Genomic DNA, 12,938 nt, shown 5'->3' with positions numbered 1-12,938 from the left:
TTTCTGTCTGCGAGATGCATCACCGGGCAATCCCGCGGACGGCGCGACTTTTCTGTTACGAGCCCGCGAGCTCGGAAGCCTCCACTTCAGGGGTGTCCTTCCCGCCGCCCGTCACGACGTGCCGGCGCGGCAGGGTCCCGACTTCCCCACTGACGTATCCCCCTGAAGAAAGCCCCTCACATGACGCGACACACCCACGAACCCAGGGCGAAGGGCCTGCACCGGCTCAGCCGGCGACGCCGGACATGGGCGATAGGACTGTCGGCCACGGCGCTGGTGGCCGGCGTCGTGACGCTCCTCCCCAGCTCCGCCGGAGCCGCGGGCCTGGGCACCCAGGCCGCCCCCTCGGGCAGGTACTTCGGCACGGCTGTGGCCGCCGGCAGGCTCGGCGACTCCGCGTACACCGCGATCGCGGACCGGGAGTTCAACATGGTCACCCCGGAGAACGAGATGAAGTGGGACACCGTCGAACCGTCCCGCGGCAATTTCAACTTCGGCCCCGCGGACCGGATCGTGGACCGCGCCCTGGCACACGGCCAGCGCCTGCGCGGCCACACCACGGTCTGGCACTCGCAGCTCCCCTCCTGGGTCGGCTCCATCCACGACGCGCAGACGCTGCGCAGTGTGATGAACCACCACATCACCACCGAGATCACCCACTACAAGGGCAAGATCTACGCCTGGGACGTGGTCAACGAGGCGTTCGCCGACGGCGGCAGCGGCCGGCTCCGTGACTCGGTCTTCCAGCAGGTGCTGGGCGACGGTTTCATCGAGGAAGCGTTCCGCACCGCCCGTGCGGCCGATTCCTCGGCCAAGCTCTGCTACAACGACTACAACATCGAGAACTGGTCGGACGCCAAGACCCAGGGCGTCTACCGGATGGTCAAGGACTTCAAGTCCCGCGGCGTGCCCATCGACTGCGTCGGGTTCCAGAGCCACTTCGGGGCGGGCGGCCCGCCGGCGAGCTTCAAGACCACCCTGGCCGGCTTCGCCGCCCTGGGCGTCGATGTCCAGATCACCGAGCTGGACATCGCCCAGGCATCACCCACCCACTACGCGAACGCGGTCAGCACCTGCCTGTCCGTGGCCCGGTGCACCGGCATCACGGTGTGGGGCGTCCGCGACAGCGACTCCTGGCGCCGCGGCGAAAGCCCCCTGCTGTTCGACAACGACGGCAGGCCCAAGCCGGCCTACAACGCCGTCATGAACGCCCTCCATCCCGGCTCCGGCACCAGCCCGGCCGAGCCGAGCGGCGGTACCGGTGAGATCAGGGGCGTGGCCTCCGGTCGCTGTGTGGACATCCCCGGCTCCGCCACCGCCAACGGCACCCCGGCGCAACTGTGGGACTGCAGCGGACAGGCCAACCAGCGCTGGACCCACACCGCCGCGAAGCAGCTGAAGGTGTACGACGACAAGTGCCTCGACGCCAAGGGCAAGGGCACCACCAACAGCACCTCGGTGGTCATCTGGGACTGCAACGGCGGCGCCAACCAGCAGTGGACCCTCAACGCCAACGGGACGATCACCGGCGTCCAGTCCGGGCTGTGCCTCGACGCCGTCGGTGCCGCCACCGCGAACGGCACCAGGATCCAGCTGTACACCTGCGCTTCCGTCGGCAACCAGAAGTGGACCGGCCCCTCCCCGGCGGGCGGCGGCACGTGCGCCCTTCCGTCGACGTACAGGTGGACTTCGACGGGTCCCCTCGCGCAGCCGTCGAACGGTTGGGCCGCGGTGAAGGACTTCACTCACGTGACGCTGGGCGGCAAGCACCTCGTCTACGCGTCGAGCGCGTCGGGAACCTCGTACGGCTCGATGGCGTTCCGCCCCTTCACGAACTGGTCCGACATGGCGTCGGCCGGCCAGACGAAGATGAGCCAGAACGCGGTGGCGCCCACCCTGTTCTACTTCGCACCCAAGAAGATCTGGGTCCTCGCGTACCAGTGGGGTGCCTCGCCCTTCAGCTACCGCACGTCCAGCGACCCCACCGACCCCAACGGCTGGTCCGCGCCGCAGCCGCTGTTCACCGGCAGCATCCCCCGCACCGAATCCGGCACCGGACCGATCGACCAGACCCTGATCGCCGACGAGAAGAACATGTACCTCTTCTTCGCCGGTGACAACGGCAGGATCTACCGGGCGAGCATGCCGATCGGGAACTTCCCGGGCAACTTCGGCTCGTCGTACACGACGGTCATGAGCGACACGGCGAAGAACCTCTTCGAGGCGCCGCAGGTCTACAAGGTCCAGGGCCAGAACCAGTACCTCATGATCGTCGAGGCTCGGGGTGCGAACGAGCGGCGCTACTTCCGCTCGTTCACCGCCTCCAGCCTGAGCGGTGCGTGGACCCCGCAGGCCGGCGGGGAGAGCAACCCCTTCGCGGGCAAGGCCAACAGCGGCGCCACCTGGACCGACGACATCAGCCACGGTGACCTGATCCGCACCAACCCCGACCAGACCATGACCATCGACCCCTGCAACCTGCAGTTCCTCTACCAGGGCAAGTCCCCCACCGCGGACGGACCCTACGACCAACTGCCGTACCGGCCGGGCGTCCTCACCCTGCAGCGCTGACCTGCCCGACCCACGGTTGCACAAGGAGAAACACCCCCCATGAACAACCTCACCAACGCCGGCCGCCGCGGACGTCACCGCCGTCGCAGGACCGCCACCGTTCTGCTGCTCGGTGTGCCCGCCACCGTCGTGCCGTACCTCCTGCTCGTGCAGGACGACTCGCAGGCCGCGACGGTCGACGACAGCGCCTACTACAAACTGGTCTCGGTGCGCAGCGGCAAGGTGCTGGACGTCAACGCCTTCTCCACCGCCGACGGCACCCGCATCCAGCAGTGGACCGACCAGAACACCGCCAACCAGCAGTGGCGGCTGCGGTCCACCGGCGACGGCTACTACGAGCTGGTGAACCGCAACAGCGGCAAAGTGCTCGGCATAGCGGGCGATTCGACCGCGCAGGCGGCTGCCGCCGAGCAGCAGACCGACAGCTCCTCCGCCTCCCAGGAGTGGCGGATCGACGAGGTGAGCGGTTCCGGCGCCGTCACCTTCACCTCCCGCAGGAGCGGCCAGGTCCTGGACGTCTCCGGAGGCTCCACGGCCGACGGCGCGGCAGTCATCCAGTACGGCGGCCACGGCAGCACCAACCAGCAGTGGAAGCTGGTGAGGACGGCCGAGACCCCGGCCACCGGCACCGGACCGTACGCGTGGAAGAACGCCCAGGTGGTGGGCGGCGGTTACGTCACCGGCCTGGTGTTCAACCAGAAGGAGAAGGGCCTGCTCTACGCGCGTACCGACATGGGCGGCGCCTACCGCTGGGACAGTGCGGCCGAGCAGTGGATCCCGCTGACCGACTGGCTCGGCGAGAAGGACTGGAACCTGCTGGGCATCGACGCGCTGGCCACCGACCCCGTGGACCCGAACCGCCTCTACCTCGCGGCGGGCACCTACACCAACGACTGGGCCGGCAACGGCGCGATCCTGCGCTCCGCCGACCGGGGCCGCACCTTCCAGCGCACCGACCTCCCCTTCAAGCTGGGCGGCAACGAGGACGGCCGCGGCGCCGGTGAGCGGCTGGTGGTCGACCCCTCGGACAACCGCACCCTGCTCCTTGGCACCCGTAAGAACGGCCTGTGGCGCAGCACGGACAGCGGTGCGACATGGCGGCAGGTCTCCTCGTTCCCCGTCAAGGACGGGGCGAGCAGCGGCGCGGGCATCTCCTTCGTGACGTACGGCCCGGCCGGCAGCAGGACGGTCTACGTCGGCGTCGCCGACAGGTCCACCTCCCTGTATCGCTCCACCGACGGAGGCGGCACCTGGCAGGCCGTCCCCGGCCAGCCCACGGGCCAGTTGCCGCAGCACGGCGTGCTCTCCGGTGACGGCTCGCTGTACCTGACGTACACCAACGCCCTCGGACCCAACGGCGTGACGGCGGGATCGGTCTGGAAGTACGCACCGGCCGGCGGGACGTGGAAGAACGTCTCCCCGTCCCAGGGCGGCTACGGGTTCTCCGGCCTGGCCGTCGACCCGCGCCAGCCGTCCACGGTGATGGTCACCACCCTCGACCGCTGGTGGCCCGAGGACGAGATCTACCGCACCACCGACGGCGGCACGACCTGGAAGGCACTGGCGGACAAGTCGGTGCGGAACGCCTCCGCCGCTCCCTACGTCGGCACCCACACCGGGCACTGGATGACCGCCCTGGCCATCGACCCCTTCGACTCCGGACACGTGCTGTACGGCACCGGCAACGGCATCTGGCGCAGCAAGGACGCCAACGCCACCGACAGCGGCGGCACCAGCCACTGGACGTCCGGTGCGCGGGGCCTCGAGGAGACCGCGCTGATGGACGCGATCGCCCCGCCCGGCGGTGCCGCTGTCGTCACCGCCATGGGCGACCAGGGCGGTTTCCGGCATGACGACCTGACCCGGGTGCCCGCCGGCCGGCTGGACAACCCGATGATGACCAACAGCACCGACATCGACTTCGCCCAGTCGAACCCCGGAATGATGGTCCGCGTCGGCCGGGGCGGCGCGCAGGACGGCGCCTACTCCACCGACGGCGGCGCCAACTGGAACGGATTCAAGGCGGAGCCGGTGGCCGGCGCGCAGGACGGGCATGTCGCGCTCGCGGCCGACGGCTCGACCATCGTGTGGACCCAGGCCGGCCAGGCCCCGTACCGTTCGACCGACAAGGGGGCGAACTGGTCGAGGGTCAGCGGCCTGGGCACCGACGCCGTCGTCGTCGCCGACCGCTCCTCGGGCAGGACCTTCTACTCCCTGTCCGGCGGCACGCTCTACGCCAGCACCGACGGCGGCGCGGTCTTCACCGCCCGCGCCACGAACCTGCCCGCCGGCCGGCTCACCGCCGTCCCCGGCGTCGCCGGAGACCTGTGGATCGCCGGCGGCGGCCAGGGGCTGCTGCACTCCACCGACGGCGGCCGCACCTTCACCACGCTCTCCACGGTGCGGTCCGCCTCCGCCCTCGGCTTCGGCAAGGCCGCACCCGGTGCCTCCTACCAGGCCCTCTACCTGATCGGCACCGTCAAGGACGTCACCGGCGTCTTCCGCTCCACGGACAAGGGCGCCACCTGGCTCCGCGTCAACGACGACGCCCACCAGTGGGGCAGCATCGGAGGCGTCGGCGTCATCACCGGCGACCCGGACACCTACGGCCGCGTCTACATCGGCACCAACGGCCGCGGCCTCCAGTACGGCGACCCGTCCTGACCCCGAGACCGGAGGCTGGGTAGTGCTGCGGGCGCCCGTCAGGACGACGCTGCACTGCCCGCCCGCCCGTCCGGGAGAGCGAGGGCTCCCTGCTGCGGCCGGGAGCCCTCACGGGAGCAACGCGGGTCACCACCGGGTTGTCGAGGCCGAGGTCTTGTCGAACTGCGGGTACGGGTCCCAGATGGTGTACGTGCCGCGAGGTCGTCGGCCTCGGCGACTTCGGCGGCCGCGGTCGTCTCAGTGCCGGCCGTGGCGGCGGATCTCCTTGCGCAGTTGTTCGGTGATCTCGACGGACAGCTCGGCGACGGCGGCGTCCTCGATGCGGCGCGGCTGCGGGATGTCGATGGTCCACTCGCGGGCGATGCGGCCGGGCCGGGAGGAGAGCAGGACGACCCGTTCGGCGAGGCGCACGGCCTCGCGCACGTTGTGGGTGACGAAGAGGACGGAGAGGTCGGTCTCGCGCCAGATCCGGGTGAGCTCGTCGTGCAGCACGTCCCGGGTGATGGCGTCCAGTGCGGCGAACGGCTCGTCCATCAGGAGGAGTTGGGAGTCCTGGGCGAGTGCCCGGGCGAGTGCCACGCGCTGGCGCATGCCGCCGGACAGTTCGTGCACGCGCTTGCCGTACGAGCCGCCGAGCCGGACGAGTTCGAGGAGACGCTCGGCCTCCGGGCGGCGCTCGGCCTTCGTGAGCCCGCGCAGCTTCAGGGCGAGTTCGATGTTCTTGCCCGCGGTGAGCCACGGGAAGAGGGCGTGCTCCTGGAACATCAGGGCGGGCCGTCCGGCGGTCGTGAGGGAGCCGGCGGTGGGCGACTCCAGCCCCGCGACCAGGTTGAGCAGGGTGGACTTGCCGCAGCCCGAGGCCCCCAGGAGGGTGACGAACTCGCCGGGCGCGACATCGAGCGAGATGTCGTCGAGGACGAGCTGTCCGCCGGCGGGGCCGCCGAAGGACTTCGAGACGTGCTCGATGCGGGCGGCGGGCGTCACCGCCGTACGGATCTCGTCCTCGTTCACGGCCTTGGCGCGCCTGGTGGTCGTGACCATGGGCGTCACCTCCTGGGAGTTCGGGCTGCTACGGGCTCGGGCCTACTTCACGCCGAGACCGGCGTCGGGGACCTCGGGCTTGCCCGCGGCCTTGAGCACCTTGTTGAGCAGCGTGAGGTCGTAGATGCCCGCCAGCTCGGGCTTCTTCAGCAGGCCGGCGTCCACCGCGTGGTCCGCCTGCGCCTGGAGGGTGGCGGCGAGCGGGTCATTGGTGATGGTGATGGACGGCCAGGCAGCGTCGATCACCTTGGCCGAGAGCGGCTTGCCGGTCTCCTTCTTCAGCGCCGCGTTCACCGACTCCTTGGCCTTGTCCGGGTTGGCGGTGATCCACGCGTTGGTCTTCACCGTGCCGCTCAGCACGGCTTCGACGACGTCCGGGTGCTCCTTGAGGAACGCCTGCCGCACGATGATGTTGGTGATGACGAACTTCTTGTCCGGCCACAGGTCGGACTCGTCGAGCAGCACCTTCGCGCCCTCGGCGACCAGCTTCGACGCGGTCGGCTCCGGAGCCCAGGCGCCGTCGATGTCACCGGACTTGTAGGCGTCCGGCGTCACCTTGTTGTCGGTGCGGACGACCGAGACGTCGCCCTTGCCGGACTGCGAGTCGACCTTCCAGCCCTTCTCCGCGACCCAGTGCAGGAACGCGACGTCCTGCGTGTTGCCGAGCTGCGGGGTGGCGATCCGCTTGCCCTTGACCTCGTCCAGCGTCTTGATCTTCGCGGGGTTGACCACGAGCTTCACACCGCCCGAGGCGGAACCGGAGACGATCCTCAGGTTCTGGCCCTTGGACTTGGTGTAGCCGTTGATCGCGGGCGACGGGCCGATGAAGCCGATGTCGATCGAGCCGGCGTTGAGCGCCTCGATCTCCGACGGGCCCGCGTTGAAGGTCGAGGGCTTGATCGTGGTGCCGCCGAGCTCCTTCTGGAGCAGACCCTCCTGGACGCCCACGAGAGCGGTGGCGTGGGTGAGGTTGGGGAAGTACCCGATCCGCACCTCGCCGGCGGAGAGCTTCTTGCCATCGGCCGCGACCTTGGGCTGCTCGGCGTCCTCGGCCGCCTGGGAGCCGTAGCCGCAGGCGGTGAGCAGGAAGGGAAGGGTCGCTATGGCGGCGATGGCGCGCAGAGAGGTGAGCGGTCTTGCGGCAGACACGGAGGTGTCCTTTCGGGCAAAGGGTTTCGGCAAGGTGCGGAGATACGTGACGAGACGCCCCCGGCGACCACTCGCGGCCCGGCCTCAGGCCGGGGTGCGGCGGTGTGCTGCGGGTGAGGGGACAGGTCGGCTGAACGGCCTCAGAAGGGCCGACAGATGGCGCTGGACATGAGGCCGAGGTCGACGTGCCGGCGGGAAGTGAGAAGGGGGAGCGAGTCGCCTGCCTGCTTCAGCGTGCGCACGGCCACCACCTTCCGAATTCCCCAGTTTTCCCACCTGGCTGATAGGCATAGTGGCAGAGGCTGTTTTCCGCCCCAAGAGGGATTTCGCATAATGGACGATCTCGTCTTGGTGTACGAGACGCTGCAGGTCAGCGGTGCGCGATCGCCCGGGCCGTCGCCCGGCCGTGGCCACTGAGGCAGTGGTCGCCTATGGCGCGCAGCCGGTGGGCGGCCGGGTGGTGGGCCGTGAGGGTGCGGGCGTTGCGCCAGAAGCGGTCCAGCCCGACGGCGTCCCCCAGCTCCAGGACTCGGGTCGTGATGTGAAGGGCCGCCCTCGTGAGCGGACGCGGGGAGGGCCGTGGTCGGTGTCGACGGCATGGTGCTCACCGGCAGGCCGAGGCGCGGGAGCGCGGCCCGTGGGCCGGTTGGGTGGCGGTGCTGTGGCGGTGGGCGCTGGTGGTGGTCGTATGCGGCGGGGAGTGCTCGCCTGGCAAGAGGGTGACCGAACGGTGGACGGCCTCGTTTCAGGGATTGGTCCAGGCAGCCGGATCCTGTGCCAGGGAGTGCACCGCGTACGGGAGTTCGCCCGAGGCGATGTCCGCCAGCGAGACGCCTTCCAGGATCTGACGGACGTTCGCGCGCAGGGCGACCCACAGCGGCAGCAACGCCTCTGCGGGGCCGGTGTATTCGAGCTCCGGCGGGCGCACGCCGCGCACGGAGACGAGGGGGCCCTCGACCGCTCGCACCACATCGGCGACGGAGATGTCCGTGGCGGCCTTGGCCAGTCGGTAGCCGCCGCCGGCGCCGCGCTGGCTGACCACCAGCCCGCCGCGGCGCATGTCGTTGAGGATGCCTTCGAGGAACTTGTGCGGGATCTCCTGCGCCTCGGCCATGGCCTCCGCCTTCAGGGGCCCGCCTTCGGGTGTGCCGGCGAGGAGGAGGGCGGCCCGTACCGCGTAGTCCGCCTTGGCTGAGATCCGCATGAGGGGATTATCCCGCACGGCCCACCGCTGATCACTGCGGGTGGGGCGGGGGCGGGACCTGCCGGGATCAGCCGGGGCGGGGCGGGCACATCGGCGACGGCCGCACCGTCGACCGGGCGCCCCCGCCGCCAGGCAGCGGGCCCCGGTCCGGGTCGCGGGCCGGGGCCGTCGGCTGCCGTTGGCGGGGCCGGTCAGGCCGCCACGCGCGTGTAATGGGCGGCATCGTCGCCTTCGACGACGTAGCTGTGCGCACCGTCGACCCCGACGGGGGCGTCCCCGGCGACCGTGACGCGGTGCAGCAGCCTCGGCTGGTCGCCGTAGTCGTCCGGGGCGTAGTGCTGGGTGATCCGGTTGTCGAACAGCACCAGGTCCCCGGCGTTCCAGGAGATCCGCACCAGGTTCTCGGGCCGGGTGACGTACGACTGGAGGAGCCCCAGCAGGGCCCGCGACTCCGCCGGGCCGAACCCGACCAGGCTCTGCGCGAACCCGCCGATGAACAGCCCCCGTTCACCGCTCTCGGGATGGACGCGCACCACCGGGTGGGCGGTGCGGTAGCGACGCGAGACGAACTGCCTGCGGTGTTCGGCGGCCTTCTCGTTCTTCGGTTCGGCGTAGTCGTACGCGTTGGTGTGCACCGCCCACAGCCGGTCGGCGAGCTCACGCAGCGGCTCCGGCAGGTCCTGGTACGCGGCGGCCGCGTTGGCGATCAGGGTGTTGCCGCCGTACGGCGGGACGACGAGGGCGCGCAGCGTGGACGCCTTGGGCGGAGTACGGACGAAGGTGACGTCCGTGTGCCAGTGGTTGGCGCGGATGCCCTCGTCGCCGTCCACCGGCAGGATCTGCGGTCGTCCGTCGACGGCCGGCACGGTGGGGTGGGCCCTCGTCAGCTCGCCGAAGAGGGAGGCGAAGCGGAGCTGCCCGTCGTCGTCGAGGTGCTGGTCGCGGAAGACGAGGGCCTTGTGCTCCAGCAGCGCGCCGTTGAGCGCCGCGACGGTCTCCGAGGTGAGATCGCTCGCCAGGTCCAGGCCGTGGATCTCGGCGCCGATACGGCCGCCGATCCGGCGGATCCCGAAGCCGGCCGGTCCGGTCGGTCCGGTCGGCGCGGTGGGCGTGGTGGGCGCGCCTGATGTGGTGGATGCGTTGGTCATGCCAGGTCGTCCTCTCAGAAGGTTGATCAGGGCAGGGAGCGTGGTGACGAGGTCGGGCGGGTCTCCGGTCAGGCCGCCGGCCTCGGCAGCCCGTAGTGCTCGCGCAGGGTGCGGCCGGTGTACTCCGTACGGAACAGGCCACGAGCCTGGAGGATCGGGACCACCTGGTCGACGAAGTGGTCGAGCCCGCCCGGCAGGTACGGCGGCATGATGTTGAACCCGTCGGCCGCGCCCTCGGTGAACCACTCCTGGAGTTGGTCGGCGATCTGCTCGGCGGTGCCGGCGACGACCCGGTGGCCGCGTCCGCCGCCGAGCCGGGCGATCAGCTCGCGCAGGGTGAGCCCGTCCCGCCGGGCGAGTTCGGCGACGAGCGTGAAGCGGCTCTTGTTGCCGTTGATGTCGTGTTCGGCCGGCAGCTCGGGCAGCGGGCCGTCCAGCGGGTGGCCGGTCAGGTCGGTGCCGAGCATCCCGGAGAGCTGCGCCAGGCCGTACTCGGGCACCTGGAGGTCGGTGAGTTCCTGCTCCAGGGCGCGGGCGTCCGCCTCCGTCGAGCCGATGACCGGGCAGATGCCGGGCAGGATCTTCACCTCGTCCTCCGCGCGCCCCTGGCGGACCACCCTGCTCTTGAGGTCCTTGTAGAACGCCTGGGCGTCGGACAGGGTCTGCTGCGCGGTGAACACCGCCTCCGCGTACCGCGCCGCGAACTCCTTGCCGTCCTCCGACGAGCCCGCCTGCACCAGCAGCGGACGCCCCTGCGGGGAGCGGGGCACGTTCAGGGGGCCGCGCACCCGGAAGTGCGTCCCCCGGTGGTCGATGGGCCGGACCTTGTCGGTGTCCGCGTAGACGCCGCTCGCGCGGTCCAGCACGATGGCGTCGTCGGCCCAGCTGTCCCACAGCTTGACGGCGACGTCGACGAACTCCCGGGCCCGCTCGTAGCGCAGGCCGTGCTCCAGGTGTTCGTCCCGACCGAAGTTGCGGGCCTCGTCGACGCTTCCGGAGGTCACGATGTTCCAGCCCGCCCGGCCGCCGCTGAGGTGGTCGAGGGAGGCGAACGCGCGGGCCGTGGTGAACGGTTCGTTGTAGGTGGTGGAGACGGTGGCGATCAGTCCGATGTGGCGCGTGGCGGTGGCCAGCGCCGACAGGAGGGTCAGCGGCTCGAAGCCGCCCAGTGCGTTGTACCGGGCATTGCCCCACAGGGCGAGCCCGTCGGCGAGGAACACGGAGTCGAGCAGCCCGCGCTCGGCTGTCCGGGCCAGCTCCTGGAAGTACGTCGGATCGGTGACGCGCTCCGGCGTGGTGCGGGGATGCCGCCAGGCGGCGTCGTGGTGGCCGGCGTTCATCAGGAAGGCGTTCAGGTGCAGGTGACGGCGGGGCGGTGATTCGGCCATGGCGATGTCCTAGGTGGATGAGCGGGTGCGGGGAGGTAACGGGGGAGCGGCGAGGCGTGGTTCAGCCGTTCGCGGGGACCCGCCAGGAGCTGAGCCGCCGCTCCAGAACGACGAGGAGCTGGTTGAAGACCACGCCGACCGCCGAGATCGTGATGATCCCGGCGTACATCTGCGGGATGGCGAAGTTGTACTGCGAGGCATTGATCAGATAGCCGAGCCCCGCCTTGGCGCCGATCATCTCGGCGGCGACCAGGACCAGGATGGACACGGCCCCCGCGAGCCGGACACCCGTGAACACCGCCGGCACCGACGCCGGGAGGATCACCTTCTGGAAGAGCCGTACGGCGGGCAGGTCGAGCGACCGGGCCAGCCGGAGCAGGGTCGGGTCCACGGTCCGTACGGCGCTGATGGTGCTGAGCAGGACCGGCCAGGTGCAGGAGTACACGACGATCGAGATCTTGGACGTCTCGCCGATGCCGAGCAGCAGCACGAACACGGGCAGCAGGGCGAGGGCGGCGGTGTTCCGGAAGACTTCGAGCAGCGGCCCGAGCAGATCCGCCACCGGCCGGTACCAGCCGATCAGCAGACCGAGGGGCACGGCGAACGCCACCGCGATCCCGAAACCGCTGAGCGAGCGGGTGAGGCTGGCCCGCGCGTTGTCGGCGAGCTGCCCGTCGGCGGCGAGTTCCCACCACGCCTGGGCGACCTCGCTGAACGGGGGAAGGAACGTACGATCGACGACGCCGAGCCGAGGTACGGTCTCCCACAGCAGGAGCAGGGCCACGACGGCCGCCGACCTGGTGCCGGCCCTGACGAGCCCGTACGCCAGCCGACGCCCTGCCTTCCGGAACCGCCCGGGACGTGCCGGGGCGGGGGCGGCGGTCTTCGGGGATTCCTCGGGACGGGGGGCGAGGCCGGTGCCGGCCTCGGTGGTGACGGTGCTCATACGGCGGCTCCTTCCCTTTCCTCCTGCTGCGCCCTGGACACCTCGTCGCGGAGCAGGGACCAGATGTGGTGCCGGTGCCGCGCGAACTCGGGGCTGGAGCGCGGGTCGTCGCCGTCCGCCGGGACGGGCAGGTCGATCGGCACGACCTCCTTGATCCGGCCGGGCCGGGAGGTCATCACGGCCACCCGCTGCCCCAGGTGGACGGCCTCGTCGATGGCGTGCGTGATGAAGACGACCGTCTTGCCGGTGGTCTGCCAGATGCGCCGCAGTTCGTCCTGGAGCGACTCCCGCGTCTGGGCGTCCAGCGCCGCGAACGGTTCGTCCATCAGCAGCACGTCCGGGTCGTACGCCAGGCTGCGCGCGATGGCGACCCGCTGCCGCATTCCGCCCGACAGCTCGTGCGGATGCCGCCCCTCGAAGCCGCTGAGTCCCACCAGGCCCAGGAACTCCCGTGCCCGCGCGGCCCGTTGGCGTCGGGGGACGCCGACGGCCTCAAGCCCGAACTCGACGTTTCCCTGGGCGGTGCGCCACGGCAGCAGCGCGTACTGCTGGAACACGATGCCCCGGTCGACGCCCGGCCCGGTCACGGGGGAGCCGTCGAGCAGGATGCGGCCCGACGTGGGCCGGGACAGGCCACCGAGGAGGTCGAGGAGGGACGACTTGCCGCAGCCGCTGGGCCCCACCACGACGAGGAACTCACCGGCGCCGACGGTCAGGTCGACACCGTCGAGCGCGGTGACGGCTGAGCGTGCGCCGTCCTTGCCCTTGACGGGGAACTCCTTGCGCACCCTGTCGAAGACGATCTTCGCTGTGTGCGTGCTGGTCAC

At 70.7% G+C, this 12,938-nt stretch carries 9 protein-coding genes; 2 read left to right on the top strand and 7 right to left on the bottom strand.

Annotation, left to right across the window (positions count from 1 at the left end; all coding sequences use genetic code 11):
* Nucleotides 1-180: 180 nt before the first annotated feature.
* On the top strand, nucleotides 181-2,571 hold the full coding sequence (locus ACWEV0_RS09910; RefSeq protein ID WP_453148047.1) for a non-reducing end alpha-L-arabinofuranosidase family hydrolase: 2,391 nt from the start codon (nucleotides 181-183) through the stop codon (nucleotides 2,569-2,571).
* 39 nt (nucleotides 2,572-2,610) lie between these two features.
* The gene (locus ACWEV0_RS09905) at nucleotides 2,611-5,235 is read left to right on the top strand and encodes an RICIN domain-containing protein (protein ID WP_453148045.1); all 2,625 of its coding nucleotides are present in this window, start codon (nucleotides 2,611-2,613) and stop codon (nucleotides 5,233-5,235) included.
* Nucleotides 5,236-5,472: 237 nt separating this feature from the next.
* On the opposite strand, the gene ACWEV0_RS09900 is transcribed toward ACWEV0_RS09905, so the two are convergent.
* From ACWEV0_RS09900 to ACWEV0_RS09870, 7 genes are all read right to left on the bottom strand, one after another.
* Complete coding sequence (locus ACWEV0_RS09900; protein WP_453148043.1) at nucleotides 5,473-6,276, bottom strand: ABC transporter ATP-binding protein; 804 nt, start codon at nucleotides 6,274-6,276, stop codon at nucleotides 5,473-5,475.
* Nucleotides 6,277-6,318: 42 nt separating this feature from the next.
* Nucleotides 6,319-7,425 (bottom strand): aliphatic sulfonate ABC transporter substrate-binding protein, encoded by a 1,107-nt coding sequence (locus ACWEV0_RS09895; RefSeq protein ID WP_453148041.1) that lies wholly within the window; start codon nucleotides 7,423-7,425, stop codon nucleotides 6,319-6,321.
* A 745-nt stretch (nucleotides 7,426-8,170) separates the two neighbouring features.
* On the bottom strand, nucleotides 8,171-8,629 hold the full coding sequence (locus ACWEV0_RS09890) for an RrF2 family transcriptional regulator (RefSeq protein WP_453148039.1): 459 nt from the start codon (nucleotides 8,627-8,629) through the stop codon (nucleotides 8,171-8,173).
* A gap of 191 nt (nucleotides 8,630-8,820) precedes the next feature.
* Entirely contained in the window at nucleotides 8,821-9,777 is a 957-nt protein-coding gene (locus ACWEV0_RS09885) for a TauD/TfdA dioxygenase family protein (RefSeq protein ID WP_453148037.1), read from the bottom strand.
* A gap of 68 nt (nucleotides 9,778-9,845) precedes the next feature.
* Entirely contained in the window at nucleotides 9,846-11,165 is a 1,320-nt protein-coding gene (locus tag ACWEV0_RS09880; RefSeq protein ID WP_453148035.1) for an LLM class flavin-dependent oxidoreductase, read from the bottom strand.
* A gap of 61 nt (nucleotides 11,166-11,226) precedes the next feature.
* The gene (locus ACWEV0_RS09875; protein ID WP_453148033.1) at nucleotides 11,227-12,111 is read right to left on the bottom strand and encodes an ABC transporter permease; all 885 of its coding nucleotides are present in this window, start codon (nucleotides 12,109-12,111) and stop codon (nucleotides 11,227-11,229) included.
* Nucleotides 12,108-12,938, bottom strand: a complete 831-nt coding sequence (locus ACWEV0_RS09870; protein WP_453148031.1) for an ABC transporter ATP-binding protein — start codon at nucleotides 12,936-12,938, stop codon at nucleotides 12,108-12,110. Before ACWEV0_RS09870 ends, ACWEV0_RS09875 begins: the two co-directional genes overlap by 4 nt.

It is taken from the genome of Streptomyces sp. NPDC003943 (assembly GCF_053605265.1).
This window is presented reverse-complemented; position numbering and strand designations above follow the sequence as displayed.